The 24,630-nt window shown below is 72.0% G+C and carries 25 protein-coding genes; 5 read left to right on the top strand and 20 right to left on the bottom strand.

All coding sequences use genetic code 11. From position 1 onward, the window contains the following. Nucleotides 1-88: 88 nt before the first annotated feature. From lpdA to HNR10_RS16805, 6 genes are all read right to left on the bottom strand, one after another. Nucleotides 89-1,495, bottom strand: coding sequence for a dihydrolipoyl dehydrogenase (gene lpdA, locus HNR10_RS16780; protein ID WP_179824648.1), 1,407 nt, complete (start codon nucleotides 1,493-1,495; stop codon nucleotides 89-91). 156 nt (nucleotides 1,496-1,651) lie between these two features. Then, nucleotides 1,652-2,626 carry a DedA family protein gene (locus HNR10_RS16785; protein WP_179824650.1) on the bottom strand — a complete coding sequence of 325 codons (975 nt, stop codon included), beginning with the start codon at nucleotides 2,624-2,626 and terminating at the stop codon, nucleotides 1,652-1,654. Between the two features lie 91 nt (nucleotides 2,627-2,717). Further along, nucleotides 2,718-4,508: a hypothetical protein gene (locus HNR10_RS16790; protein WP_179824652.1), complete on the bottom strand. Its 1,791-nt coding sequence runs from the start codon at nucleotides 4,506-4,508 to the stop codon at nucleotides 2,718-2,720. A gap of 63 nt (nucleotides 4,509-4,571) precedes the next feature. After that, complete coding sequence (locus tag HNR10_RS16795) at nucleotides 4,572-5,687, bottom strand: winged helix DNA-binding domain-containing protein (RefSeq protein WP_179824654.1); 1,116 nt, start codon at nucleotides 5,685-5,687, stop codon at nucleotides 4,572-4,574. Between the two features lie 129 nt (nucleotides 5,688-5,816). Next, the gene (locus HNR10_RS16800; protein WP_179824656.1) at nucleotides 5,817-8,168 is read right to left on the bottom strand and encodes a trehalase-like domain-containing protein; all 2,352 of its coding nucleotides are present in this window, start codon (nucleotides 8,166-8,168) and stop codon (nucleotides 5,817-5,819) included. Nucleotides 8,169-8,680: 512 nt separating this feature from the next. Continuing rightward, entirely contained in the window at nucleotides 8,681-9,379 is a 699-nt protein-coding gene (locus HNR10_RS16805) for a class I SAM-dependent methyltransferase (protein ID WP_179824657.1), read from the bottom strand. A 173-nt stretch (nucleotides 9,380-9,552) separates the two neighbouring features. Between HNR10_RS16805 and HNR10_RS16810 the strand changes: the two genes are divergently transcribed. The 3 genes from HNR10_RS16810 (at nucleotide 9,553) to hisG (ending at nucleotide 11,690) form a co-directional block, all read left to right on the top strand. After that, nucleotides 9,553-10,395, top strand: coding sequence for an SDR family NAD(P)-dependent oxidoreductase (locus HNR10_RS16810; protein ID WP_179824658.1), 843 nt, complete (start codon nucleotides 9,553-9,555; stop codon nucleotides 10,393-10,395). 98 nt (nucleotides 10,396-10,493) lie between these two features. Next, entirely contained in the window at nucleotides 10,494-10,757 is a 264-nt protein-coding gene (locus HNR10_RS16815; protein WP_053619263.1) for a phosphoribosyl-ATP diphosphatase, read from the top strand. 78 nt (nucleotides 10,758-10,835) lie between these two features. Continuing rightward, complete coding sequence (gene hisG, locus HNR10_RS16820) at nucleotides 10,836-11,690, top strand: ATP phosphoribosyltransferase (RefSeq protein WP_179824659.1); 855 nt, start codon at nucleotides 10,836-10,838, stop codon at nucleotides 11,688-11,690. 69 nt (nucleotides 11,691-11,759) lie between these two features. Here the strand turns inward: hisG and HNR10_RS16825 are convergent, their stop codons facing one another. The 4 genes from HNR10_RS16825 to HNR10_RS16840 all read right to left on the bottom strand — a co-directional run bounded on the left by HNR10_RS16825 (nucleotide 11,760) and on the right by HNR10_RS16840 (nucleotide 13,470). Then, nucleotides 11,760-12,086 (bottom strand): DMT family transporter, encoded by a 327-nt coding sequence (locus tag HNR10_RS16825; RefSeq protein WP_179824660.1) that lies wholly within the window; start codon nucleotides 12,084-12,086, stop codon nucleotides 11,760-11,762. Continuing rightward, nucleotides 12,083-12,442 carry a DMT family transporter gene (locus tag HNR10_RS16830; protein WP_179824661.1) on the bottom strand — a complete coding sequence of 120 codons (360 nt, stop codon included), beginning with the start codon at nucleotides 12,440-12,442 and terminating at the stop codon, nucleotides 12,083-12,085. Before HNR10_RS16830 ends, HNR10_RS16825 begins: the two co-directional genes overlap by 4 nt. Beyond that, entirely contained in the window at nucleotides 12,439-12,984 is a 546-nt protein-coding gene (locus HNR10_RS16835) for a TetR/AcrR family transcriptional regulator (protein WP_179824662.1), read from the bottom strand. The genes HNR10_RS16830 and HNR10_RS16835 overlap by 4 nt, the downstream gene beginning before the upstream one ends. 81 nt (nucleotides 12,985-13,065) lie before the next feature. Continuing rightward, entirely contained in the window at nucleotides 13,066-13,470 is a 405-nt protein-coding gene (locus HNR10_RS16840; protein ID WP_179824663.1) for a DoxX family protein, read from the bottom strand. 102 nt (nucleotides 13,471-13,572) lie between these two features. On the opposite strand from HNR10_RS16840, the gene HNR10_RS16845 reads away from it, so the two are divergent. Continuing rightward, nucleotides 13,573-14,301, top strand: a complete 729-nt coding sequence (locus HNR10_RS16845; protein ID WP_179824664.1) for a spermine/spermidine synthase domain-containing protein — start codon at nucleotides 13,573-13,575, stop codon at nucleotides 14,299-14,301. 181 nt (nucleotides 14,302-14,482) lie between these two features. On the opposite strand, the gene HNR10_RS16850 is transcribed toward HNR10_RS16845, so the two are convergent. Further along, on the bottom strand, nucleotides 14,483-14,701 hold the full coding sequence (locus HNR10_RS16850; RefSeq protein WP_179824666.1) for an EF-hand domain-containing protein: 219 nt from the start codon (nucleotides 14,699-14,701) through the stop codon (nucleotides 14,483-14,485). A 92-nt stretch (nucleotides 14,702-14,793) separates the two neighbouring features. Continuing rightward, a complete protein-coding gene (locus HNR10_RS16855) occupies nucleotides 14,794-15,903 on the bottom strand; it encodes an epoxide hydrolase family protein (RefSeq protein WP_179824668.1) in 1,110 nt (369 codons plus the stop codon). Between the two features lie 85 nt (nucleotides 15,904-15,988). Here HNR10_RS16855 and HNR10_RS16860 point away from each other — a divergent pair, with 85 nt between their 5' ends. Next, nucleotides 15,989-16,729, top strand: a complete 741-nt coding sequence (locus HNR10_RS16860; protein ID WP_179824670.1) for a TetR/AcrR family transcriptional regulator — start codon at nucleotides 15,989-15,991, stop codon at nucleotides 16,727-16,729. Between the two features lie 7 nt (nucleotides 16,730-16,736). On the opposite strand, the gene HNR10_RS16865 is transcribed toward HNR10_RS16860, so the two are convergent. From HNR10_RS16865 to HNR10_RS16900, 8 genes are all read right to left on the bottom strand, one after another. Beyond that, entirely contained in the window at nucleotides 16,737-16,955 is a 219-nt protein-coding gene (locus HNR10_RS16865; RefSeq protein WP_179824673.1) for an EF-hand domain-containing protein, read from the bottom strand. Nucleotides 16,956-17,103: 148 nt separating this feature from the next. Then, a complete protein-coding gene (gene pstA / locus HNR10_RS16870) occupies nucleotides 17,104-18,027 on the bottom strand; it encodes a phosphate ABC transporter permease PstA (RefSeq protein ID WP_179824675.1) in 924 nt (307 codons plus the stop codon). Beyond that, nucleotides 18,024-19,031, bottom strand: a complete 1,008-nt coding sequence (pstC, locus tag HNR10_RS16875; RefSeq protein WP_179824677.1) for a phosphate ABC transporter permease subunit PstC — start codon at nucleotides 19,029-19,031, stop codon at nucleotides 18,024-18,026. Before pstC ends, pstA begins: the two co-directional genes overlap by 4 nt. 111 nt (nucleotides 19,032-19,142) lie before the next feature. Beyond that, nucleotides 19,143-20,354 (bottom strand): phosphate ABC transporter substrate-binding protein PstS, encoded by a 1,212-nt coding sequence (pstS, locus tag HNR10_RS16880; RefSeq protein WP_179824685.1) that lies wholly within the window; start codon nucleotides 20,352-20,354, stop codon nucleotides 19,143-19,145. A gap of 377 nt (nucleotides 20,355-20,731) precedes the next feature. Then, nucleotides 20,732-21,538 (bottom strand): response regulator transcription factor, encoded by an 807-nt coding sequence (locus HNR10_RS16885; RefSeq protein WP_179824687.1) that lies wholly within the window; start codon nucleotides 21,536-21,538, stop codon nucleotides 20,732-20,734. A 48-nt stretch (nucleotides 21,539-21,586) separates the two neighbouring features. Beyond that, complete coding sequence (gene pstB / locus HNR10_RS16890; RefSeq protein WP_179824689.1) at nucleotides 21,587-22,459, bottom strand: phosphate ABC transporter ATP-binding protein PstB; 873 nt, start codon at nucleotides 22,457-22,459, stop codon at nucleotides 21,587-21,589. Nucleotides 22,460-22,718: 259 nt separating this feature from the next. Then, complete coding sequence (locus HNR10_RS16895) at nucleotides 22,719-23,054, bottom strand: hypothetical protein (RefSeq protein ID WP_179824691.1); 336 nt, start codon at nucleotides 23,052-23,054, stop codon at nucleotides 22,719-22,721. Next, nucleotides 23,030-24,607 carry a hypothetical protein gene (locus tag HNR10_RS16900; protein ID WP_179824693.1) on the bottom strand — a complete coding sequence of 526 codons (1,578 nt, stop codon included), beginning with the start codon at nucleotides 24,605-24,607 and terminating at the stop codon, nucleotides 23,030-23,032. Before HNR10_RS16900 ends, HNR10_RS16895 begins: the two co-directional genes overlap by 25 nt. Between the last annotated feature and the right edge of the window lie 23 nt (nucleotides 24,608-24,630).

Raw genomic sequence — 24,630 nt, forward strand, 5'->3', positions numbered from 1 at the left:
CGGGGGACACTGGGCAACTTAGCAAGTTCCCCGGCGTGCCACCGACGGGCGTCCGCTCCCCGTCCGGTCCTGGTCCGCTCCCCGCCGGCTACAGGTTGATCATGTGCCCGGCCAGACCGTGGACGGCCTCCTTGACCGCCTCGCTGAGCGTGGGGTGGGCGTGGATGTTGCGCGCCACCTCGTGGACGGTCAGGTCCCACTGCTGGGCCAGGGTCAGCTCCGGCAGGAGCTCGGTGACGTCCGGGCCGATCATGTGGGCGCCCAGGAACTCGCCGTACTTGCCGTCGGAGATGATCTTGACGAACCCGCGGGTGTCGCCGATGCCGTGCGACTTGCCGTTGGCCATGAACGGGAACTTGGCGACCTGGACGTCGTACCCGGCCTCGCGGGCCTCGGTCTCGGAGTAGCCGAAGCTGGCGATCTGCGGCTGGCAGTACGTGGCGCGCGGAATGAACCGGTAGTCGATCTCCTGCGTCTCGGCGTCCGCGATGGTCTCCACGGCGACGATGCCCATGGCCTCGGCGGTGTGCGCGAGCATCAGCTTGGCGGTGACGTCGCCGATGGCGAAGATGTGCGGGACGCTGGTGCGGCCGCGGGAGTCGATCTCGACGGCACCGCGCTCGGTGAGCCGGACACCGGTCCGGTCCAGGCCGAAGCCCTCGACGTTGGGCGCGAAGCCGATCGCCTGGAGCAGCTTGTCGGCCTCCAGCGTCTGCTCCTTGCCGTCGCCGCCCTTGACGGTGACGCGGACGTTCCGGCCGGTGTCCTCGACGGCCTCGACCCGGGTGGAGGTCATGACCTTGACGCCGAGCTTCTTGTACGCCTTGCCCAGCTCCTTGGAGACCTCCTCGTCCTCCAACGGGACGAGGCGGTCGAGGAACTCCACGACGGTGACGTCGACGCCGTAGTTGGCCAGGACGTAGGCGAACTCGACACCGATCGCCCCGGCGCCGGCGATGATGATGCTCTCCGGCAGGGTGTCGCTGAGGATCTGCTCCTCGTAGGTGACGACGCGCTCGGACAGCGTGGTGCCCGGCAGCAGCTTGGTGGAGGAGCCGGTCGCGAGCACCGCGTGGTCGAAGGTGACGGTCTCGGTGGCGCCGTCCTCGCCCTTGACCTCGATCGTGCGGTCGTCGGTGAAGGTACCGCGCCCGTGGATCTCGGTGATCTTGTTCTTCTTCATCAGGAAGTGGACGCCCTTGACGCGGCCCTCGGCCACCTCGCGGCTGCGGCTGTGGGCCTTGCCGTAGTCGAACTCCACCTTGCCGTCGACCTTGATGCCGAAGTAGTCGGCGTCATGGGAGAACAGGTGGGCGAGCTCGGCGTTGCGCAGCAGCGCCTTGGAGGGGATGCAGCCCACGTTGAGGCAGACCCCGCCCCAGTACTTCTCCTCGATGACGGCCGTCCTGAGGCCGAGCTGGGACGCTCGGATCGCGGCCACGTAGCCGCCCGGACCAGCGCCGAGGACGACGAGATCGAAGTGTTGTTGTCCCATGACGGGATCTCCCAGAGTGTGTTTGTGACGCACCCAGTGCAGCCGGCTTGCCCGGGGTGTCGGATTGCCGAAGGCCAGCTTAGTCGCGGCTTCCGCCCGCGCGTGTGACCGGGGACACCATCGGTGCGACTTTCCGCCCGGGCGGGGCGGTGCGGGTCAGGACGCGTCCCCGGCGGCTGCCTTCACCTCGTTCGGGTTCGTGGCGTCCGCCGCGCCGTTCGCGTCCGGCGTCCCGTCCTCCGGGCTCGCCGCCTCCGGCTCCGCGTCCTCCGCCGGGTTCTCCGCGTTCTTCGCGCGGGCCCGCTCGTCGGCCTTGGCGCGCAGGTTCTGGCGGATGACCGGCGCGAACGCCATGGCGAAGATGAGGGCGAGGGTGATCCAGAGGGCGTAGCGGTCGACCGTGAGGATGATGTCCACCCCGGCCTGCCCGGAGGCGTAGCCCGCGGCGGCGACGACACCGGTCATCAGCAGGGCGCCGCACGCGTCCAGGAGCATGAACGTCCGCAGCCGCATGCCGGTCCAGCCGGCGACGACGAGGAAGAGGGCCGCGGGGACGCCGGGCACGTAGGAGACCAGGACGGCGAACCGGATCCACCACGGGTTCGCCTCGCGGACCCGGTCCGCGAGGCGCCGGGCGCGCTCGCTCGGCGTGATGAGGTTGACGATGCCGCGCCCCCAGCGGCGCCCGAGCCACCAGAAGAGCCAGTCGACCTTGATCTTGCCGAAGACGCCGGCGACCAGGACGAGCCACAGCGGGATCTCACCGATCCGCGCGAAGGCCGACGCGGCGCCGATGGCGGCGTTGCTGCCGGTCACCACGGCGAGGCCGACCGGGTGGTCGGCGATGAGCAGGGGTTTGAGCGGGGTGAGCGCCAGGAAGAACGCGGGGATCACGATGAACGCCGCCAGGAGCGCCTTGTCCTGGCGGGTGGCCTTGCCCTCCCACGGCTTGATCGCGCGCAGGGCCGCCCTGGCCTCTTCCTCCTTGCGCTCCTTCTCCCGGCGCCGCTCCTCCTCGGGGGTGAGCGGTCCGTCGGCGTCCGGAGCGGCGCCGGACGCCTCGGCGGCCTCCGGGGCGGCCCCGTCCGTGTCGCCGGGGCCGGTGCTCGTGCTGTGCGGCTGCGTCGTCATGTCCCCAGGGTTCCCTGTCGGTGCGGAGGCCGGTAGTCGCAGGCGTCACCGGGCCCGTGTGAGCGGTTCAGCGGTTCCGGCATGACAAGTGTCATCCGCCGTCGGTGGAGCCGGCGTCCGGGACCGAGCCGTCCCGCCCGTGCCTGGGCGGCAGCGGCCACTTCCAGTCCGGCGCCCAGGTGCTGCTGTCCGAGACACCGGGCGGCATGGGCGGGAGCAGCCGGGCGCCCGGGGCGAGAGGGGCGGGGGCGGCGGGGCGGGCCAGGGGCTCCTCGGGAGGTACGGGGGAGGACTCGGGGAACGGGGGCGCCTCGGCGGCGTGGTTCGGGACGAACCCGGGGAAGGGCGCCACGTGGGGCAGGGGGTCGTCCGCCCACGGGTGCGCCGCCGTCTCGGGGTCCGGTTCCGGGGCCGGAGCGGGGCCGGGGACGGACTCGGGCCCGCGGGCGAGTTCCTCCAGGAACTCCTGGGGGACGCCCCACGGCTGCTGCGGGCCACCGGCGGGCGCGTCGTCCTGGAGCGGCTCCGGCGGGAACACCGGGGCCGCTGGGGCCGGTGTGGCGCCGTCGTCGACGCCGAGACCCGGCCAGGCGGGACCCGGCTCGTCGTCGGCCCCGTACCCGGAGTGCTCGGTGTGCTCGGGGTACTCCGGGTATTCGGCGTACTCGGTGCGCTCCGGGTGCTCGGCGTACTCCGGCGCGAGATCGGGGTCGGGGAACGGTGCCGGCATCGGGCCCGAGTCCACCTCGGCGAAGTGCGCCGCCACCCCGAAGTGCCGGGGCGGCCGGTGCGCGCCGGTGTCGTCGTGCTCGATCGGCGTCGCGAGCGGGTGGCGGACCGACCCGGCGGGGTGCAGCCGCGCCCACCAGGCCTGGGCCTGGTCGTAGGGCAGTTCCGACACGACCGACAGCGACCCCGGGATGTGCGGGTGCCGGCGTCCGGCCCGCCAGGAGTGCGAGAGCGACTGGGCCTCCAGGACCAGCACGCGCTCACCGTCCACCACGGGGATGTCACCGGGGACGGCCTCGTTGCCCACCCAGGTGCCGTCGCCGCCGACCAGGTCCCACTCGCCCTCGACGACGTCGGCCAGGGGGTCGGCGGACGCGTCCAGGCAGGCGGCGGTCCAGCGCGGGTCCGGCCGGGTGCCCGCGAGCATGCGGCCCTCCTTGCCGATGAGGGCGTCCGCGAGCAGGGTGTGCAGCTGGAAGTTGTCGCCGATGCCGTCGAAGCGCACCCGGAAGCCCCGCTGGGAGGCCCGCTCCAGGACGAGCGCCGTGTCGGCCTCCGCCATCCGCAGGAGTTCGCCGACCTCGCGGAACTCGCTGAGGTGCGTGGACAGCGCCTGCACGATCTGTCCGAGGCCGTCCAGCGCGCTGGCGTCCGCGCGTACCGCGGAGCGCACCTCGGCGTCGCCGAGCATCGCCTTGGCGGCCAGCCCGTAGCGCAGCGAGGTCCACCAGCCGACGGTGGCCAGCGGCGCGTTCTCGCCGAGGACCTCCTCGACACGGGCCTCCTCCGCCTCGCCCACCTCGGTGGGGCCGGGGAGCGGTCCGCCGCCGGTCTTGTCCCAGGCGTGCATGAACGCCACGGCGGCCTGGCCGTAGCGCCCGAGCTGCCGCAGGACCTCCAGCCCGACCTCGCCCGCGGGGGCCCCGGACTCGACCAGGGCGCCCGCCAGGACCGCGAGGTCGGCGGCGATGCCCGCGGCCGGTTCGCAGTCGCTCAGGACAGGGGTCAGGGCTTCCATGGCGATGGCGAGTTCGTCCGTCGGCACGTGGGAGGACAGCCGGAACACGTCGTGCACGGCGTCCGGAAAGTCGGGTGCCTGGCTTGCGGCGGTGTCGAGCACACGTTGGAACGCGGCGCGGAACTCATCAGTCACCCGTGAATCCTTCCATATCCTCACGTATCGTCCGCGCTCGGACACATGGGTACACGGTCGGCGTCAGGGACCGGACACGAAGCGGACCTCACGCCCCTCGGCGTCCGGTGCCAGGAAGTCCAGCAGCCGCAGTCCTTCGGCCGTCACCTCATCGGCGTCCCTCCCGGTGATCGGGGCGAACGGGACGACCTCGACGGCCGTGTCCGATCCCCGGCCGACGACCTTCCACGCGGCGCGGACCCGCCCGTCCACCAGGACGGTCGAGGGAGGCATTCCGTTGCGGGACGTGATGCGCTTGAGATCCTCGGCGGAGATGACGCGGCCGCGGTCGGCGTGGCCGCGCAGCAGGTTGTCGAAGTCGTAGAGGAAGCGGACGGGCGCCGGGGTGTCGGGATCGGGACGGGGAGCGTCGGGCAGGTCGAAGAGTTCGGCGCCGTCCTCCGTGCGCAGGACGACGAGCCGGTCGCGCAGCCGGTCCACGACCTCGCGCAGCCGGGTCAGCCCGGACCACGCCTGGACGTCCTTGACACTGGCCGGGCCGAACGCGGCCAGGTAGCGCAGGACGAGGGTGTCCGGGTCGGCCGGGGCGTCCATGGCCAGCCCGGTCCAGGTGTCGGCCGGCGCCAGCGCGGGCGGACCGGAGGCGCCCCACACCCCGCGCGGGGGCACCTGCACGACGGGCAGCCGGTTGCGCACGACGTAGGCGAGGTCCACTCCGGGGACGTCCGGCCACTCCTCGGCCAGCAGCGCGCCCAGCTCCTTGGGCGTGAGTGGCTGTTTCTCCAGGTGCGCGCGCCCGGCCGCGACGACGGCGTCGAGGTCCACGTCCCGTGTCGTCCTGCCGTGGCTGCTGTGCGCGAGGTCGCGGTCCATGGCGGTCTGCACGGTCGCGCGCAGGGAGCGGCAGTCCTCGGGGGTGACCAGGTGGAGGGTGGAGCGCATCAGCGAGACGCGGACCAGCGCGCCCTCGGTCAGCCGGCGGCCGACCTCGTGGGGGGAGAGTGACGCGATGCGGTTCTGCAGGCCGACGTACCAGGTGTGGGTCGTCTGCGCCTGGAGGCCGACGAGGTGGCTCACCACGTCGGCGACGGGGCGGTCGACGCGGCGCAGGAGCAGTTGGCGGTCGAGGGTCGCGCGGTTGAGCGCCCGCGGCGTCAACACGGGTTCGGTCGTGGCCATCCTGGGGTCCCTCCGGCCGGTGCGGTGGCAGCACCCTACCGGCACGGTGTGACGAAACGGGTCGAAGGCGGAGCCCGCCGGACGCCGGGTCCGGCGGGCTCCGCCTTCGACGACGCGAGTGCGGTGGTTCTAGTCCCGGTCCAGGAGCTGGGCGCAGCGGATGAGCCCGAGGTGCGAGTACGCCTGCGGGTGGTTGCCCAGCGCCCGCTCGGTCACCGGGTCGAACTCCTCCGGGATCAGCCCGGTCGGTCCGGCGCAGTCCACCAGGTGCTTGAACAGTTCCTCGGCCTCGGCGCGCCGGCCGGTCAGCACGTAGGCCTCGATCAGCCACGTCGTGCACAGGTGGAAGCCGCCCTCGCCCCCGGGCAGGCCGTCGTCGCGGTGGTACCGGTAGACCGTGGGGCCGCTGCGCAGCTGCGCCTCGATCGCGGTCACCGTCGCCTGGAAGCGCTCGTCGGAGGGGTCGATCATGCCGGACAGTCCGATGTGCAGCGACGCGGCGTCCAGGTCGGTGCCGTCGTAGGCGGTGGTGTAGGCCTGCGCCTGCTCGTTCCACCCCGACTCCAGCACCTCCGCCGAGATCCGCTCGCGCAGCTCGGCCCAGGCCGGGTCGGCCGCGCGCCCGTAGTCGGCGGCCAGGGCCAGGGCGCGGTCCAGGCTCACCCAGCACATCACCTTGGAGTAGACGCGCTGGCGGGGTTCGTCGCGCTCCTCCCAGATGCCGTGGTCGGGCTCGTCCCAGCGCCGCGCGACGGCGGCGCACATCTGCTCGACCAGGTCCCAGTCCCGGTCGGCCAGGTGTCCGCGGGCCGCCGACAGGTGGGTGATGAGCTCGACGATGGGGCCGAACACGTCCAGCTGGACCTGGTGGTCGGCGAGGTTGCCGACCCGGACCGGGCGGGAGCCCGCGTAGCCGGACAGCGTCTCGATGACCTCCTCCGGGCCCAGGTCGGTGCCGCGCAGGCTGTACAGCGGGCGCAGCAGCTCGGGGCCGGGCAGGGTGGCGACCACGTCGTGCACCCAGTCCAGGAACCTCTCGGCCTCGGTGGTGGATCCCAGGGAGACCAGGGACTGCACGGTCAGGGCGCCGTCGCGCAGCCAGCAGTACCGGTAGTCCCAGTTGCGGACCCCGCCGATCTCCTCGGGCAGGGAGGTGGTCGCGGCGGCCATCACGCCCCCGGTGGGGGTGCACAGCCCGCGCAGGGTGAGCGCGGAGCGCAGGGCCAGGTCCCGGGCGGTGACCGGCAGGTCGAGGTCGCGCACCCAGTCGGTCCAGTGCTCGTGGGTGGCACGGCGGCGCTCCGGCTCCCCGGTCCCGCTCGGCGCGGTGTCGGTGGTGCCGCAGCGCAGTTCGAGCACGACCGGGCGCTCGGAGGTGGGGTGGACGGTGGCGCGGGCGGTGTCGTGGGTGCCGTCGCCGCTGACGTGCCAGTCCACGCCGGGCGAGAACAGCACCATCGGGAAGTCGCCGCCCTCCACGCGCAGGCCGCCCTCGACGGGGACCAAGTGCACGGGCGCGCGGCCGAAGTCGGGGCGGGGGGCGAACTCCACGGTGGCGGGGACCACGCCGGACACCACGCGCACGAGGTCGGTACGCCCGGCGGTCTCGGTGCGGGCGAGGTAGTCGGTGGTCTCCAGCCGGGAGAAGCGGGTGCGCACGGTCATGGTGCCGGCCTCGTAGCGCTGGCCCAGGGGGCGCCCGCCGTGGGCGGGGGCGATCGCGAACACGCCGGCGCTGCGCCCGCCGAGGACCTCGGCGAACACGGCGGGGGAGTCGGGCTCGGGGTGGCAGAACCAGGCCAGGCGGGCGTCGGGGCCGACGAGCGCGACGGCGCTCTGGTTGGACAGCAGGCTCATGCGTTCGATCGGGGTGGGGCGTTCCCCGAAGACCCAGGCGCGGCGCTCGGCGGCCAGGGCGGTGAGGAGCTGGGCGGCGGCGGGGGTGTCCGCGACGCGGTGGGCGGCCACCGTGGGCTCGCTCCCGACACGGATGCCGGTGTCGGGGCCGTTCAGGCGCAGGAAGACCGGTTCCTCGCCGTGGCCGCCGCCGAGGTAGCACGTGGCGGTCGCCTCGACCTGGTCGCGGAGCTGCTCCAGCGCGGTGGCCTTGTCGGCGGCCTGGAGGGGGCGGTCCAGGGTGGTGTCGTAGTCGGTGCCGTGGGAGCCGATGAGGTGGATCTCGGCGGGCAGGCGCGACAGGGTCGCCAGGTCGGCCAGGGGGCGGGCGGAGATGACGGCGCAGGTGGTGCCGGGCAGGTCGGCCAGGTCGCGCAGGGCGCGGACCGCCTGGGGGAGGGGCCGCGAGGCGGAGGCGTCCGTGGGGGCCAGGGCGCCGTCGTAGTCACAGGTGACGAGGAGGTTGGAGGAGCGGGCCAACGCCGACACGCGTCGGCGCACGTCCAGTGGCAGGGCTTCGGGAGCCGTGCCGGACGTCTCCGGCGCTGCCGCCGGGCTCGCCTCGACCGCGTGGGTGAGCGTCACGTTGCCTCCTCCGTCGGTCCAAGGTGACCTGGGGAAATCGATGAGAGTTAGGACTCCGCGCGCATACGGGTGGTTCACACCTCACGGGTGTGCACAACGTAGACCCAGGGCTTGTGGCGCGGGATGTGCTTCCGAGGACCTTGGACAGATATGGGGAGTTTTTAGCGCGGATGTCGACAAACCGGGCCTACCGGTCGCCGAGGCAAAACTCCAGTCCACAGGAAGTCAACGCGAGACTACCCGCGACCTGCGCTCTCCGGGTCGCCGAATGCGTGTGATGCAAGTCACTCGTAGGGGGGAATTCGGGTGCCGACCGGTACGGTCCCCTTCGACGGGAACCCCCGATGGGTAAGGACTTCGTGATGATCGCCCCCTGCTCCCGACCCCCTCCCTCCGCCCCGGGCGTCGGCGACGTGCCGTGGCACACGCTCGGGCACGCCTTCGGGAGCGCGGTCGGGCTCCTGGGGCCGGGCCGGAGTAGGCGGGACCCGCCGCGGGGCGGGCCCCGAGGGTCAGACCGGCTTGCGCAGGTGGTGCACCCACGCGGGCGGGAGGTTGGCGAACACCGTGTCGGTGCGGATGCCGTAGCGGTCGATCCAGTCCTGGACCACCCAACTGGTCCGCGCCTGGCGGAGGTAGTCCTCGCGCCGGGCGATGACCGCCTTGACCTCCTTGGTGTACAGGTAGCCGTAGAAGGACAGGGTGCCGCCGGGTTCGAGGACCTCGAAGTAGTAGTCGAGGATCTCCCTGACCTCGTCGGCGGTGAAGTTGGCGAAGGGCAGCCCGGAGACGATCGCGTCGTAGCGGCGGTCCGGGCCCATCTCGTTGACGAGCTTGGCGTGGACCCGGGCGCTGTCGGCGATCCGCGACAGCTCGGGATCGGTGGTGAGCAGCCCCTCCAGGTGGGCGGCGAACTCGGGATTGGCCTCGACCAGGTCGACGCTGTCGCCCGGGATCATGGCGGCGGCGATCCCGCGGCTGATCGCGCCGGTTCCGGCGCCGGCCTCCAGGATGCGCAGTGGCTGTGCGGGGTCGGGGCGCTCGCGGACGAACTCGGCCAGCGCGTCGGCCAGCGCCCGGCTGCTCGGCACGATGGAACCGGTCGCGTGGAAGGTCCGCAGCGCCTGGCTGAAGAACAACCTGGTGTCACGCAGGCGCTCGTCGAGTCTGAGGGCGGAAAACGGTCCGGCGGGGCTCTGGGTCTCGGACATACAGGCACGCTAGCGCGTGGCGGCCGCCAGGGGGAGTCACCGCGGCGTTTCCTTCCCTGGTCGTGCCCCGTGCCCAGGTCGGGGGCGGTGTGCGACGCGCCACGGCGCGTGCGCGGGGCCGGGTCGGCGCGGTCCCCACGGGCCAGTCGGCCGGTACGGCCTACGCTTGGCCCATGAGCGCAGCGCAGAGCACCCCGCAGGACTCCTCGCAGGACTCCTCCGCCCCCAGGACCGCGCTGGTCACCGGTGCCTCCAGCGGGATCGGTGAGGAGTTCGCCCGCCGCCTGGCCCAGCGCGGCTACGGCCTGGTGGTGGTCGCGCGGCGCGAGGACGCCCTGCACGCGCTGGCCGGGGAGATCGGTGAGCGCTACGGCACCGACGTGGAGACGCTGTCCGCCGACCTCGGTACGCGCGAGGGGGTCGACGCGGTCGCCGCGCGCCTGCGGCGGGACGGCACGGACGGGGCCGCGCCCATCGACCTGCTCGTCAACAACGCCGGGCGCGGGGACGGCGGCGCCTTCGCCGAGCAGGACCCCGAGGACATCGACGCCATGATCGACCTCAACGTGCGCGCCGTCCTTCAGCTGGCCCGCGCCGTCCTGCCGGTCCAGATCGCCCGGCGCGAAGCGGGTGAGACCGCGCGGCTGGGCGTGGTCAACGTGTCGTCGCTGGCCGGGGAGCCCGCGGCCAACCCCGGCGGATCGGTCTACGGCGGCGGTAAGAAGTTCGTCACCCTGTGGAGCGAGAGCGTGGCCGCCGAGGTCCGGCGGAAGGGCGTCCACGTCACCGTGGTCCTGCCCGGGTTCGTGCGCACGGACATGACGCGCCGGGTGCAGGAGCAGGGACTGCCGGAGTTCGCGTTCGTTCCCAAGGAGCAGATCGTGCGCGAGACCCTGCGGGCGTGGTCCGCGGGCCGCTCCCAGGTGGTTCCGGGCGGGCAGTACAAGACGGCGGACGGCCTGCTCAAGGTGCTGCCCCGCAGCCTGGTCAGGGTCCTCGCCCGGCGGATGGCCTGACCACCCCTCCCACATGGTGAGACATCCGTCCCCGGGTGCGGCGCCGGCTCCGCGCAGCGCCTACCCTGGTAGCGCACTGTCGGTCGAGGAAAGACACCATGAAGACCTTCGAAGAGCTGTTCGCCGAGCTGTCCGAGAAGGCGCGCTCCCGCCCCGAGGGGTCCGGGACCGTCGCCCAACTCGACGCCGGCGTCCATGCCATCGGCAAGAAGGTCGTCGAGGAGGCCGCAGAGGTCTGGATGGCCGCCGAGTACGAGTCGGACGAGAACGCGGCCGAAGAGATCTCGCAGCTCCTCTACCACCTCCAGGTCCTGATGCTGGCCCGCGGCCTGCGCCTCGAGGACGTCTACAAGCATCTCTAGGCCGCCGCGCCACCACCGGCGCGGGCCGGCCCACCGGACGTCCCCGAACCGCAGAGACCACGAAGGAAGGCCACCCCTATGTCCGACCTGTTGAGAATCGCCGTGCCCAACAAGGGCCAGCTCTCCGAACCCGCGGTCGAGATGCTGCGCGAGGCCGGGTACCGGCAGCGCAAGAGCAGCCGCGACCTCGTCATGATCGACCCCGACAACGAGACCGAGTTCTTCTTCCTGCGCCCCAAGGACATCGCCGTCTACGTCGGCGAGGGCATCCTCCAGGCCGGGATCACCGGCCGCGACATGCTGCTGGACTCCGGCGCGCCGGTCGACGAGGTCCTCGCCCTCGGCTTCGGCGGGTCCACGTTCCGCTTCGCCGCGCCGGGCGGCGCGGACATGAAGGTCTCCGACCTCAACGGCAAGCGCATCGCGACGTCCTTCGACGGACTCCTGCGCTCCTACCTGCAGGAGAGGGGCGTCGACGCGCGGGTCATCCACCTGGACGGCGCCGTGGAGAGCTCGGTGCAGCTCGGCGTGGCCGACGCGGTCGCCGACGTCGTGTCCACCGGCACCACCCTGCGCCAGGCGGGCATGGACACCTTCGGCGAACCGATCCTGGTCTCCGAGGCCGTCGTGATCCGCCCCAGCGACGCCGGGGACGACCCCAAGATCGAGCAGCTGCTGCGGCGGCTGCGCGGCGTCCTGGTCGCCCGCGACTACGTGATGATGGACTACGACGTGCACGCCGAGCGCCTGGAGGCGGCGGTCGACCTCACCCCGGGCATGGAGGGGCCGACGGTCTCGCCGCTGCACCGCGAGGGCTGGGTCGCGGTCCGGTCGATGGTGCCGCGCAAGGACGCCCAGCGCATCATGGACGACCTCTGGGAGCTCGGGGCCCGCGCCATCCTGGTCACCGACATCTACGCCTGCCGCCTCTGACGGCCGGGCGCACCCGCCGCCGTCGGGCCCCGCGCGCCGCGCGGGGCCCGACGGCGTGTCAAGACGCGGTCAGTGTCCCGAACCCAGCTCGATGAGCAGGACGCCGGCGATGATCAGGCCGATGCCCAGCACCATGACCTTGGTGAGGGGCTCGTCGAAGAGCACGCGGGAGGCGAGCGCCGTGAGCGCGACGCCCGAGGCGGCCCAGATCCCGTAGGCGACGCCGACCGTCATGCCGCCGGCCAGGGCCAGGGTGAGCATGCCGAACGCGGCCAGGTAGCCGGCGGCCACGGCCGCGAACCACCACTTGTTCGCGTTCTCCTGGGAGGCCATCCGCAGCGACAGCGTGCCGCCGACCTCGGTGATCACCGCCCCGGAGATGAAGAGCCAGGTCATGCGTTCGTCCCTTCCTGCTCGGGCGCGGCGGCGTGCGCGGCCTGGGAGCCGAGTTCCACGCACAGCACGCCGCCGATGACCAGGGCGATGCCCAGGCCCATGGACGCGGTCAGGGGGTCGCCGAAGAGGAACGTGGCCAGGACGGCGGTGAGAGCGACGCCGGTCGCGGCCCACACGCCGTAGGCGACGCCGACGCCCATCCCCAGGCGCAGGACGTGGGAGAGCGCGACGAACGCGCCGAGGTAGCCGAGGGCGACCACGGCGAACCAGGCGGGGTGGTCGAGCGCGGCGCGCAGGGAGAGGGTCGCGGTGACCTCCAGGAGGATCGCGGCCAGCAGGGACAGCCACTGCTTCATGGGCTCTCGTCTCTCAGCAGGTCGTCGGTGATCGCGACCAGCTCCGCGCGGTCGCGTTCCAGGACGGGGAAGACGTCGGTGGCGGCGGCCGTCCAGTAGCCGTCCGCCAGGAGTCGCGCGGCGGTGAGCCTGGCGCGGTCCCGGGCCGGCAGGTCGTCGGGCAGGAGCAGCCAGGGCTCGAAGCGGCGCTCCCACATCTGGTGGAAGGCGTCGCGGTACAGCGCGTCGGTGCAGACCGCGTAGTCGGCGCGGTCGAACGGGGCGGTCAGCGCGACCTCCACGTAGGCGCGCGTGCGCTGGTGCGGCGAGGTGCCTTCGAGCGGTCCGCCCAGGCGGTCGAGCAGCATCTCCTCCCACCGGGCGGCGACGTGGTCGACGATGCCGAGCTTCAGGGCCTCCTTGGTCGGGAAGTGGTACATCAGCCCGGGCTTGGTCAGCCCCGCCTGCCTGGCGGCGGCGTCCAGGGTGACGCTCCCGCCCCCTTCGGCCCGGAGCAGGTCGAGTGCGCCGTCCAGGATCCGTGTCCTCGTGCTGCGTGCCATGGCCCAACTTTACCTTCCGGAAGGTAAAGTTGGGCCATGGCTCCGGATGTGTGGTGGGTCACAGTGTCGGCGACCGCGGCTCTATTCCTCGCCCTTGGAGGGGCGCGACTGGAGCGCGGCCCAGATCAGCGGGATCTGGAGCGGCACCCGGCCCCAGGCGACCACGGGGTGGTCGGCCGCCGACGGCAGGCGCCCCGATCCCGCGTCGAGGGCCATCTGGACGTTGGCCGGCCAGACGGCCAGCAACAGTGCCGCGCTCGCGGGGCCGGCCCACCGCCGTCGGGTGAGCAGGCCGGCGCCGCAGGCCAGTTCGACCGCGCCGCTGCCGTAGACCCAGGCGCGTGGGGCGGGCAGCGCCCGCGGCATGATCGCCTCGAACGGCTTCGGTGCCAGGAAGTGCAGCAGGCCCGCTCCCAGGAAGAGCCCGCCGAGGGCGAGTGGAGCGGCCGTGCGGACCGGGGCCGGGACGGGAATCGAACGGAACATCGGGTCCTCCTCGTGTGACGGTCGACTCAACCTACTCGCCGGTAATGGCGGTGCCGCGCGCAGCAGGCCCGCGGAGCGGCCGCGGACGGGCACAATGTGGGGATGGAGCAGCGAGACACCGCGCTCGACGCGCGGTACACGGCCCCCGAGGGCGAGACCGCCACCCTGGCCCGGGTCACGGGGGAGACCGGCGGTGACCTGGTTCTCAAGCGCGTGGGCGCGCACTACGAGATCTACTCCAACGGCCTGTTCCTCATGGACACCCGCGACGGCACCTCCGAGCGGGAGATGGTGCGGGTCGGCCTGGCGGCCCTGCCCGCCGGCCGATCGCGGGCGAGCGTCCTGGTGGGCGGGCTCGGCGTCGGCTTCACCGCCCGTGAGGCGCTGGACCACCCCCGGGTCGCGCGCGTGGACGTGGTGGAGCTGGAACCCCAGGTGATCGCCTGGCACGACGGCGAACTGGGCGAGGCGGCCGAGTACGTCCACCGTGACCCCCGGTGCCGGGTCCACAACGCCGACATCGTCGCGTGGCTGGAGAGGGCCGCCGCCGCGGCGGACCCCGCCCGCTACGACCTCATCTGCCTGGACACCGACAACGGTCCCGACTGGACCGTGATCGAGGGCAACGGCCGGCTCTACGAGGCCGCCGGACTCGACCGGTTGGCCCGCCTGCTCACCCCCGGCGGGCTGCTGTCCTTCTGGAGCGCCAACGCGGTGCCCAGCTTCGAGGCGGCGCTCACCGCCCGGTTCGCGTCCGTGCGCGTGATCGAGGTCCCCGTCGCCCGGGGCGTACCGGACACGGTCTACCTCGCGAGCGCACCGCGGTCCTAGGGCGTGTTCGGTGGGTGCCGCCCGTTGCGAGCGGCGCATCCAGTGGTGCTATCGCAAGGCCGAAGAAGGAGTCAGCCTGGTCTGGCTGTCGACTGATGAGAACGCCGCGAGAGTGCCGCTGGGGCGACCCGCAGCAGGGTGAGTATCCACCGAACACGCCCTAGGGCGGGTCCGCGAGGGGTCAGGCCTCGTGGTCGGACATGTACCCGATGAACTCGTCCAGGGTGACCAGGCCGTCGCCGTCCTGGTCCATGGCCTCGATCGCGGCCAGTGCCTGGGCCTCGGTGCACGTGTCGCCCAGACGGTGCATGAGGTCGGCGTACTCCTGCGCGGAGATGAGGCCGTCGCTGTCGGCGTCGACGAACGCGAAGGTCGCTTCGTACTCGGTGGTGTCGGGCATCTGCCTACGTCTCAGGTGTGCGGGGCGTGGTCGGGGACCAGGCTACTGGGGCCGTGCGGCGAAGCGCCCGCACGGCCCCGCTTCGCGTGTCCCTACAGCTCGCCGTAGAACTGGCGAACGTCGCGGACGAGGGTGTCGGTGGCGGAGTGGGCGGCGTAGTGGCCGCCCTCCCCGTAGGAGTTCCAGCGGACGATGTTCCCGTGGTCGCGCTCGGCGAAGGCGCGGATGGACCGGAAGTCGCCCTCGAACATCGCCAGCGCCGTCGGGACGGTCGTCGGCCCGGTGTCACCCGGCTCGGCGTGGGCGTTCTCGTAGTAGAAGCGGATCGAGGACGCCGCCGTCCCGGTCAGCCAGTACACCGCCGCGTTGGCGACCACGAACTCGTCGTCCAGGTCGTCGTCCATCAGCTGGCTGTTCCACGCCAGCAGTCCGGCGGGGGAGTCCGCCAGCGCGTAGGCCAGGGTCAGCGGCTGCTGGCTGTGCACCTGGTTGAAGGAGAACTTGTTCTCGTAGAACCACTGCAGGTGCGCGAGGGCCGCCTGGTCCTCCTCGGTCAGGTTCGCGAACTCGGCCGGGTCGCCCGAGGGGAACGAGAACAGCTGGGTGACGTGCACCCCGACCACGTGGTCGGGCGCGAGCCGGCCCACCTCCGGCGAGACCATCGAGCCGCCGTCGTTGCCCATCGCGCCGTAGGAGTCGTAACCCAGGCGCGCCATCAGCTCCACCCACGCACGCGCCGTGCGCACGGTGTCCCAGCCCCGGTCGCGGGTGGGGCCGGAGAAGCCGAAGCCGGGCATCGAGGGCAGCACCACGTGGAAGGCCGGGTCCTCGGGCGACTCCGGCTCGGTCAGGGCGTCGATCGCGTCCAGGTACTCCAGCACGGAACCGGGCCAGCCGTGCGTGACGACCAGCGGCGTGGCGTCCTCCCGCGAGGACCGCACGTGCAGGAAGTGGATGTTCGCGCCGTCGATCTCCGTCGTGAACTGCGGGTAGGTGTTCAGCCGCGCCTCCAGGGCGCGCCAGTCGAACTTCTCCAGCCAGTGGGCGCGCAGGCGCTCGACACGGTCCTCGGGCACGCCGTAGTCGGCTCCGGCGTCCGGCAGCGCGTCGGGGCGGCGGGTACGGCGCAGGCGGTCGGCGAGGTCGTCCAGCCGGGCCTGCGGGATGTCGATGCGGGCGGGGAGGATCTCGTGGGTGCCCATGGCTGTTCCCTTCCTGGAACGGAATGCTTCGTTCCCCTTCACTGTAGCAGAACGGAATGATCCGTTCCAGTGTTAGGGTCGGAGCATGGCGAAGAAGAACGAGGATTCCGCCGGCGCCGGGCTCTCCGGGCGCCGGGGCCAGGCGGCACGCAACGACGAGACGATCCTGGAGGCGGCCCGCGCGGTCTTCATCGACGATCCCAAGGCGCCGGTCTCGGCCGTGGCCGCCCGCGCGGGCGTCGGGATGAGCGCCCTCTACCGGCGCTACGCGGGCAAGGAGGAACTCCTGCGCAGGCTCTGCCACGACGGCCTGCTCCGCTTCGTCGGCGAGGCCGAGGAGGCGCTGGCCGACCCGGATCCCTGGCGGGCGCTCACCGCGTTCCTGGGCCGGGTGGTGGACGCCGACGTGCACTCGCTCACCGTCCACCTGGCCGGGTCGTTCACCCCGACCGAGGAGATGTACGAGGACTCGCTCAGAGCGGCGGAACTGGGCGCCCGGCTCGTGGAGCGGGCGTGGGAGTGCGGGCGGCTGCGCGCAGACGTCGTCCCCGACGACCTCACGCTCGTCCTGGAGGGGTGCGCCGCCATCCGGCTGCCCGACGCCGGGCGCACGCGGCAGCTGCGCAGGCGCCATCTGGCGCTGCTCGTGCGGGGCATGGACACCGCGGCACGCGGCGACGGTGCCGAGCGCGGCCCGGCCGGTGGCGACCGCCAGGACGACCACGGCGACGGCGGCGATGGCGCGGACCGGGGGGACGACGGCCAGGGCGCCCTCCCCGGGCCGCCGCCGACCGGGGAGGAGCTCGCCTGGCGGTGGCGGAGGTGAGGTCCGGTCAGACCTGGTTCCGGGACATGTAGTCGGCGAACTCCGCCAGCGAGATCAGGTCGTCGTGGTCGCCGTCCATCGCCGCGACGACCTCCGCGGCCCGCTCCTCGGTGCACTCGTCCCCGAGCCTGCGGATGAGCTCGGCCAGCTCACTGGCCGAGATGCGCCCGTCGCCGTCGGCGTCGACGAGGGAGAACGTGGCGGCGTACTGGGAGGTCTCCGTCATGGGGGCCACACTTTCCAGGGGTTCGAGGGCTCGGATCGCGCCAGGCTATCGGCGAAGGCTCCGGGCACGGAAGACAGGACCGGGGACGGCGACGGGGCCGCGCGCCGGGAAGTCCCGGCCCACGGCCCCGTGCGGTCGGAGCGGGCGGTCAGCTGGTGCGCGCGGCTCCCCGGGAACCGATCCAGCGGGCGACCACGGTGAACAGCAGCACCAGGGCGAACAAGCACAGTGCCGCGCCCCAGGCGCGGTCGATCCCGGCCTCGAACGGCTGGGACGCGCCCCGGTACAGCTGCAGGGGCACGGCGCCCTGGGCGCTGCCCTGGAACGCGGTCACGATGAGGCCCGAACCGAACGCGGTGAGCATCAGCGGCGCCGTCTCACCGATACCGCGCGCGACCGCGAGCATCGAACCGGTGGCCAGGCCGGGACCGGCGGCGGGCAGCACCGTGTGCACGATCGTCTGCCACTTGCGGGCCCCCAGGCCGTAGCTGGCGTTGCGGATCTCCTGCGGGACGAGGCGGAGCATCTCCTCCGCCGACCTGGTCACGATCGGCAGCATCATCACGGCGATCGCCACGGCGCCGACGAAGGTACCGAAGCCCAGGCCGCCCCAGCCGACCACGAGCAGGCCGTAGACGAACAGACCCACGAAGATCGACGGGATGCCCGTCATGACGTCGGTGAAGAAGCGGATCACCGCGGTCAGCCGGTTCGGCCCGTACTCCACGATGTACACGGCCGTGGCGATGCCGAACGGGATCGACATCAGGACGGCCAGCGCCATGATGTAGAGCGTGCCGACGAAGCCGGCCGCGTAGCCGCCGCCCTCACGGCGGGGCGGGGGCTCCCTCTGCGTGAGGAAGTCCAGGTCGACGACTCCGATGCCGCGCCGGGTCACCTCGAAGATGATGAGGACCAGCGGGATCATCGCGAGGACCATGGCGGCGGTCAGGACGACCGAGGCCACGCGGTCCTTGGCGCGGCGCGTGCCGGCGCCCCGGCTGCGCACGCTGAGCGGCGTGTGTCCGGAGGGGGCGGACGGCGTCGGAGGAGTGGTGGTCGTGGTGCTCATACGGCGGCGTCTCCCGTGTGCTGACCCAGGCGCCACACGATCACCCGGGCGAGGATGTTGACGATCATCGTGACCAGGAACAGGGCGACACCGATCGCCATCAGCCCGGTCCGGCCCTCCGGGGAGGCCTCGCCGAAGGTCGCGGCGATGTGCGAGGCCATGCTGCTGCCCGTGCCGAACAGGCTGGCGCCCCAGGACTGGGAACCGCCGATCAGCATCAGCACGGCGATGGTCTCGCCCAGCGCGCGGCCCAGCCCCAGCATGGTGGCGGCCACGATCCCGGAGAAGCTGGAGGGCAGGACCACCTTCGAGACGACCTCCCACCGGGTGGAGCCCAGGGCGTAGGCGGCCATCTGCTGTTCGAGGGGCTGGACGGCGACCACCTCGCGGATGATCGCGGTCATGATCGGCAGGATCATGATGGCCAGGACGATCCCGGCGGGCAGGTAGCCGACGCCGCGGACCGGGCCCTCGAACAGGAAGAACCAGCCCAGTGTGCCTTCGAGGAACTCGAAGAAGGGGCGGAGCACGTTCGGCAGGAACCAGTGCAGGCCCCAGAGGCCGAAGATGACGCTGGGCACCGCGGCGAGCAGCTCCACCGTGTAGGAGAGCGGCTTGGCCAGGCGGCGCGGCGCCAGGTGGGTGAGGTACACGGCGACCATGATCGCCAGCGGCAGCGCGATGGCGAGGGCGATGACGGCCGTGACCAGGGTGCCGTAGATGAACGGCCAGGCCCCGTAGGTGCCGGTGATCTCGTCACGCGAGCTGCCCGCGTCCCACTCGTCACCGATCAGGAAGCCGAAGAAGCCCTCCTTGACGAAGACCGGCCAGGCCTCGGAGACGGTCCGGAGCACCATCAGGGCGAGAATGACCAGTACGAGGGTGCCGCAGGCGGTGACGACCCACTTGAAGATCGGGTCGGCCAGACGTCCTCTGCTGGACGTCAGCGTCCCCCGCCGTGAGTCCTCACGTGCTGGAGGCGTCTCGGGGGCCTCGGTGGACATGGGCTTCTCCTCTGTGGCTTCGGGGGGAGTGCAGACCAGTGCCGCCCCGTCACTCCGGGGCGGCGGAAGGGAGGCGGTCGGGCCGCGTGTCGGCCCGACCGCCCGGAGGTGTTACTCCTCGGAGTCGGTCGCCTCGGCGTCCGTGGCCTCGGCGTCGGTGGCCTCGGCGGCGTCGCCCTCGGCCTCCTCGTCCTCGGCTCCGGCGTCGCCCTCGGCCGCGGAACCCGGGTCGCCCGGGAGGCCGCCGCTCTCGGCGTTGGTCAGCTCGACGGTCTCGAGCACGCGCTCCTTGAGGCTGTCGCCCAGCGGGGCGTAGCCGAGCTCCAGGGCCAGGTCGTCGGCGGCCTCGTCGGTCATCGCCCAGGTCCAGAAGTCGGTGATCATGTCGGCCGTGGCGGAGTCGTAGCCACAGGTGTAGGTGAAGATGAAGTTGCTGCCCGCGATCGGGTAGCCCTCACCGCCGATGTTGTCGATGGTGAACTGGAAGTTCTCCGGGATCTCGGCCTCCTCGGAGGCGATGGTGGTGGCCTCCAGGGTCGGCTCGATCGGGTTGCCGTCCTCGTTGACGATCGAGGCGGTGGACAGGCCGGCCTCCATCGCGAAGGACTGGTTGACGTAGCCCACGCCGCCCGGGTTCTGGGTGATGCCCTGGGCCACGCCGTCGTTCTGCTGGCCGCCGACCAGGCCGTCAGCCCACTGGATCTCCTTGTCCGCGCCGAACTCCTCGGCCCACCAGTCGACCTCGGTGGACAGGTAGTGCGTGAAGACCTTGGTGGTGCCCGAGCCGTCCGAGCGGTGCACCGGGACGATCTCGTCGTCGGGCAGGTCCATGTCGGGGTTGAGGTCGGCGATCGCCGGGTCGTCGAAGGAGGTGATCCGGCCGGCGAAGATGCCGGCCACGGCCTCGGCGTCCAGGACCAGGCCGTCCAGGTCGGGGTTGTCGAAGGCGACGACCACGGAGCCGAACACGACCGGGAACTGCACGGCCTCGCAGCCACGGGTGTCGAGCGCGGTCTGCAGCTCCTCCTCGGTCAGGGGCTCTTCGGAGGAACCGAAGTCGACCGTCTCCTCGAGGAACTGCTCGACGCCGGCACCGGAGCCGACGCTCTGGTAGTTGACCTCGACGCCCGGCTGGACTTCGTTGTAGGTGTAGATCCAGTCCTGGAAGAGGGGGTCGGGGAAGCTGGCGCCGGCGCCGGTCAGGGTGCCGGAGAGGTCACCGGAGGCCTCGTCGGTGCCGGCGTCGCCGCCGCCGCTGCTGCACGCCGCCGCGAGCAGGGGGATGGCCGCCAGAACGGCGAGCTTGGAACGCCCGTTGCGCATGTCGAAGTTCTCCTCGTTGAATCACCACTGTCGGGCTGACGTGAAACGACGGTATGCGCGCAGAAAGTCGCGGTGTCATCGAAATGAAGGCGAATCAGTGGAAGCGGGGTGAATGGAGGGTGAATCGCGGTAACCATTTGATAACGTGGGCGTGTGTCGTTTGAGTAGTCGGTCGTCACTCTTCGTCATGATGTGTGGCTGTGACACTGTGTAAGCCCGTCAGGGGTCGGGTTTCCGCGACCCCGGTGACATTGTCGATTCGCGATCAGTTCACCATGCCGTGGGCATTCCGGAAATAATGACGCCAACATGAACAATGGGCCACACGGCACTCGCCGTGCGACCCTGGACATCAATTCATGGACCCCCGCATGAGGTCAGCCGCCGTTTCCGGTGTCCAACCGGTAACCGATACCGCGCACCGTGTGGATGAACCGCGGTTGTGCCTCGGAATCACCGAGTTTGTGCCGCAGGCGCCGGATGTGCACCGCGATCGTGTTGTTCACCGGAGGCAGCGGCTTGTGCCAGACCTCGGTCCACAACTCCTCCCGGCTCACCACCCGCCCGTTGTTGCGGAGCAGGAAGTCCATGATCCCGAACTCCCGCAGGGCGAGGTTGACCGGCGAGCCGTCCACGAACAGCCGGTGTCCCAGCGCGTCGAGCTCCAGCGCCCCGGAGCGCAGTGCGAGCGGCGTTCCACCACCGCCCTCGGTGTGGTGGCCGTCGCCGCCGGGCAGCGAACCGCGCAGCAGCGCCGCGAGCTCGGGAATCCGGTACGGGCGGCTCACGCAGGCCGTGGCGCCGACGGCCAGCGCGCGGACCGCGCGCTGGGAGTCGCCGGGGCCCACCCCGATGAGGATCGGGATGTCGGTGGCCCGCCGTGTCACCCGTACCAGCGTCTCCAGGTCCACCTCGGGCGGGGCCGCGCTGGTGACGAGCGTGTCCGGTCTCAGCTGGCCCACCCGCAGCAGTGCCTCGGCGCCGTCCACGCACACGGTGATGTCCACGTCGTGGCCGCTCAGTGACAGCACCAGCTGGTGTGACTGCTCCGACTCGGGCTCCACCAGGAGGACACGGAGCGGACCGTCGGCGCGCTCCACGCGCGGCGCCCGCTCCATCCGCTCCTCGCCGTCCGGTGAGCCTGCGGGCTGCGGGACGGAGGCGGAGGAGGTGAGCGCTGGCATGGCGGTCCACTTCGTCGAGAGGGCGGGAGGGGGAGTCCGACGAACGGCTCAGCCGAAGCGGCCCGAGATGTAGTCCTCCGTGCGCTGGTCGGCCGGCTTGCTGAAGATCGTCGCCGTCTCGTCGAACTCCACCAGGCTGCCGTAGCGGGCGCCGGCGTCGTCCACACCCGCGGTGAAGAACGCGGTCCGGTCGGACACGCGCGCCGCCTGCTGCATGTTGTGGGTGACGATGACGATGGTGAACTCGTCGGCGAGCTCGTACATCAGGTCCTCGATCTTGAGGGTCGCGATGGGGTCGAGCGCGGAGCACGGCTCGTCCATCAGGATCACCTCGGGGTTCACCGCGATCGTGCGGGCGATGCACAGGCGCTGCTGCTGGCCGCCGGAGAGGGCGAACGCGCTGTCCTTGAGCTTGTCCTTGACCTCGTCCCACAGGGCGGCCTTGGTGAGCGTCTCCTCGACCAGGTCGTCCATGTTGCCGCGCATCCCGTTGATGCGCGGGCCGTAGGCGATGTTGTCGTAGATGGACTTGGGGAAGGGGTTCGGCTTCTGGAAGACCATGCCGATCCGGCGGCGGACCTCGATCGGGTCCACCTCGGCGGCGTAGAGGTCCTCGCCGTGGTACTGGACCTTGCCCTCGATCCGGGCGCCGGGAATGAGGTCGTTCATCCGGTTGAGCGTGCGCAGAACGGTGCTCTTCCCGCAGCCGGACGGGCCGATCATCGCGGTGATCTGGCGCGGGCCGACCTTCATCTCGACGTCGCGCACGGCCTTGTTGTCGCCGTAGTAGATCGACAGGTCGGAGATGTCGAAGACGGGGTTGTCCAGACCCGGCACCTCGCGGTTGTAGCGGATCGTGTCGGGGGCGGTGCCACGGCCGGACGCGGTGTCGCGGGGAGAGGCGGTGTTGCTGACAGACATGGGGCCACTTCCGGGTCGGACGGTGCTGGTGCGGTCGCCGATGGGCGTCACCCGCGGAGCGCGGTCGAACCCATGCAAATATGCCCGAATGAAGGGGAGGTGAACGAACCTCGTGGCCCGGATGAACGTGGGCGGTGAACTCGGATGTGCCACACGCGTGATTCGTCCTGGTTTCGTCATGTACCCAGGTGACGGAGGCGGAACGTCCCATGGTGGGGGCGTGTCCGGGCGACCCGGCACGCCCCCCTCGTGACGGGGCTCAAACCGCGGGCATCAGGTCGGGCCGGGTCCGTCCGAAGGCCCGCACCAGGTCGCCCTGCGGCCGGGTGCCGGGTTTGATCGTCACCATCGTGAGCGGCTGGAGGGCGCTCGCCGGGGCGACGCCCATCTCCCGCGGATCGAGCCGGCACCAGGTCGGCACGTGGTTGAGCAGGTCGGGCCGGTTCAGGAAGACCCGGACGACGTGGTCGGTGCTCTTGCCGGACCGTACCTTCTCCGGCCGGACCAGGTAGACGTCGTGCCAGGGCAGGAACGCCGTCCGGCCCTCGAACCACAGCATCGGGTCCTGCGTCAGCGTGATGCCGGCCTCGTCCACGGCCACACCCTGGTGGGTGAGGCAGCGCGGTGCCGCGCGGACCGACCAGACCAGGAGGAGGCCGACCACGACGAGCCAGAACAGGGCGGGAAGAAGGCCCCGTACTCCTGCCGCTCCAGGTTGCGCTCCACCTCCATCGCGCCCATGAAGGCGATCGCCGACAGCATGTAGGCGCAGGCGCCGAAGCCCAGGGCCCAGATCCAGCCCCGGCGGGCGCGCAGACTCCTCCAGTACGGGGTGAGGGGGACGCGGTACGCCTGACCCGCGTACCGCGCGGGCGGTGTGCCCGGCGCGGCGCCCTGGGGCCGGTTGCGCTCGGGGCGGGCGTCCTCGAACAGGTCCCCGCGCGCGGCCCGCAGCATGGACAGCAGGTCCGCGGCCGGGCCCTGGGACCGCGGGTCGATCAGGAGGACGGGCCGGGTCGCGGTCACGCCCCACGTGGACTCGCCGCCCATCGCCAGGGCGGCCCACATGGGCAGGCGCAGTTCGCGGTCGACGTGGTGCAGGTGCACCTCGGCCATGACCCGGTGGGACCGTCCGCTGCCCCGGCTGCCCACGGCGATGTGGTGGACGTCCGCCCAGGGGACGTGGGCCCGGTGGCCGCCCGACCACCACAGGGGTTCGGTGACCACGCTGATCCCGAAGCGGTCGATCGTCACTCCCTGCTTCGCCCAGTACTGCGGCAGGTAGACGATGAGGACCGGAAGGGCCACGGCGCCGATCAGGATCGGGACGAGCGCGGGGGCGAGGGGCAGGAGTCCGGCGGCCGAGAGCTCGCCGCGGAGGACCTCCGGGCGCAGTACCTGGTAGGCGACGACCGTGAAGGGCAGGAGGCCGCTGCCGACGACGATGAGGTAGAGGATCCACTGGAAGATCCGCCATCCGCGCATGCTCACGGTGCCCTCGGCGCCGACCCGGGACGGCCCGGCCGCGCCCGCCGGGCCGTAGGGCCCGCCTGCACCGCGGCCTCGCACGGGAGCGCCGACGGGGGCGACCTGCACCTGCCCGCTGAGCAGATCGGGGCGGTGGCCCCCCACCGCGCCGACCAGGCCCTCCCGCCGGCTCGCGTCCGGGATGACCGTGATCTGCGGGTGGGGGCTGGCGACGGTGGCGTGGACGTGCTGCGTCGCCGCGTCGACATGGACGGCCCACGTCGGCGTCATGTCCTTGGGCGGCGCGTGCCGGAGGTGGAAGGAGACGCTCGTGGGCGAGGGCCCGGACTCGGACCGGTCGCCGACCGCCCTGGCGGTCACGCTCACGATCTCGTGCCACGGCAGGGTCAGGGAGCGTCCCCTGAACCACCACTTGGGGCGCTGGACCAGCCCCACCCCGGTCGCGTCCACCGAGACGCCCTGCTCGGCCAGGACGCGCGGCATGTGCCGCAGGAGCAGGGCGCTGAGCCCGAGGGCGGCGACGAGGAGGACCACCAGCATCCCGAAGGCCTCACCGTCGGCGCTGAACTCCCCGCTGCCGACGATGCCCAGCGCGCACACGAGCGCGAGGATCGGCAGGACCGCTCCGCAGCCCCAGAGCGTGCGCCGGCCCTGGCCCATGTCGATCCACGCGGGCGGCGGAG

The sequence above is a fragment of the Nocardiopsis aegyptia genome, assembly GCF_013410755.1.
In the GTDB taxonomy this organism is placed as follows: Bacteria; Actinomycetota; Actinomycetes; order Streptosporangiales; family Streptosporangiaceae; genus Nocardiopsis; species Nocardiopsis aegyptia.

Bases quoted from the DNA above. Each gene is read 5' to 3' on its own strand.
- HNR10_RS16835 (WP_179824662.1), bottom strand. From the start codon at position 12,984: ATGGCACGCAGCACGAGGACACGGATCCTGGACGGCGCACTCGACCTG.
- HNR10_RS16840 (WP_179824663.1), bottom strand. From the start codon at position 13,470: ATGTTCCGTTCGATTCCCGTCCCGGCCCCGGTCCGCACGGCCGCTCCA.
- pstA (WP_179824675.1), bottom strand. From the start codon at position 18,027: ATGAGCACCACGACCACCACTCCTCCGACGCCGTCCGCCCCCTCCGGA.
- pstC (WP_179824677.1), bottom strand. From the start codon at position 19,031: ATGTCCACCGAGGCCCCCGAGACGCCTCCAGCACGTGAGGACTCACGG.
- lpdA (WP_179824648.1), bottom strand. From the start codon at position 1,495: ATGGGACAACAACACTTCGATCTCGTCGTCCTCGGCGCTGGTCCGGGC.
- HNR10_RS16900 (WP_179824693.1), bottom strand. From the start codon at position 24,607: ATGGGCCAGGGCCGGCGCACGCTCTGGGGCTGCGGAGCGGTCCTGCCG.
- HNR10_RS16850 (WP_179824666.1), bottom strand. From the start codon at position 14,701: ATGCCCGACACCACCGAGTACGAAGCGACCTTCGCGTTCGTCGACGCC.
- HNR10_RS16860 (WP_179824670.1), top strand. From the start codon at position 15,989: ATGGCGAAGAAGAACGAGGATTCCGCCGGCGCCGGGCTCTCCGGGCGC.
- hisG (WP_179824659.1), top strand. From the start codon at position 10,836: ATGTCCGACCTGTTGAGAATCGCCGTGCCCAACAAGGGCCAGCTCTCC.
- HNR10_RS16795 (WP_179824654.1), bottom strand. From the start codon at position 5,687: ATGGCCACGACCGAACCCGTGTTGACGCCGCGGGCGCTCAACCGCGCG.
- pstS (WP_179824685.1), bottom strand. From the start codon at position 20,354: ATGCGCAACGGGCGTTCCAAGCTCGCCGTTCTGGCGGCCATCCCCCTG.
- HNR10_RS16815 (WP_053619263.1), top strand. From the start codon at position 10,494: ATGAAGACCTTCGAAGAGCTGTTCGCCGAGCTGTCCGAGAAGGCGCGC.
- HNR10_RS16885 (WP_179824687.1), bottom strand. From the start codon at position 21,538: ATGCCAGCGCTCACCTCCTCCGCCTCCGTCCCGCAGCCCGCAGGCTCA.
- HNR10_RS16810 (WP_179824658.1), top strand. From the start codon at position 9,553: ATGAGCGCAGCGCAGAGCACCCCGCAGGACTCCTCGCAGGACTCCTCC.
- HNR10_RS16830 (WP_179824661.1), bottom strand. From the start codon at position 12,442: ATGAAGCAGTGGCTGTCCCTGCTGGCCGCGATCCTCCTGGAGGTCACC.
- HNR10_RS16785 (WP_179824650.1), bottom strand. From the start codon at position 2,626: ATGACGACGCAGCCGCACAGCACGAGCACCGGCCCCGGCGACACGGAC.
- HNR10_RS16865 (WP_179824673.1), bottom strand. From the start codon at position 16,955: ATGACGGAGACCTCCCAGTACGCCGCCACGTTCTCCCTCGTCGACGCC.
- pstB (WP_179824689.1), bottom strand. From the start codon at position 22,459: ATGTCTGTCAGCAACACCGCCTCTCCCCGCGACACCGCGTCCGGCCGT.
- HNR10_RS16805 (WP_179824657.1), bottom strand. From the start codon at position 9,379: ATGTCCGAGACCCAGAGCCCCGCCGGACCGTTTTCCGCCCTCAGACTC.
- HNR10_RS16825 (WP_179824660.1), bottom strand. From the start codon at position 12,086: ATGACCTGGCTCTTCATCTCCGGGGCGGTGATCACCGAGGTCGGCGGC.
- HNR10_RS16855 (WP_179824668.1), bottom strand. From the start codon at position 15,903: ATGGGCACCCACGAGATCCTCCCCGCCCGCATCGACATCCCGCAGGCC.
- HNR10_RS16845 (WP_179824664.1), top strand. From the start codon at position 13,573: ATGGAGCAGCGAGACACCGCGCTCGACGCGCGGTACACGGCCCCCGAG.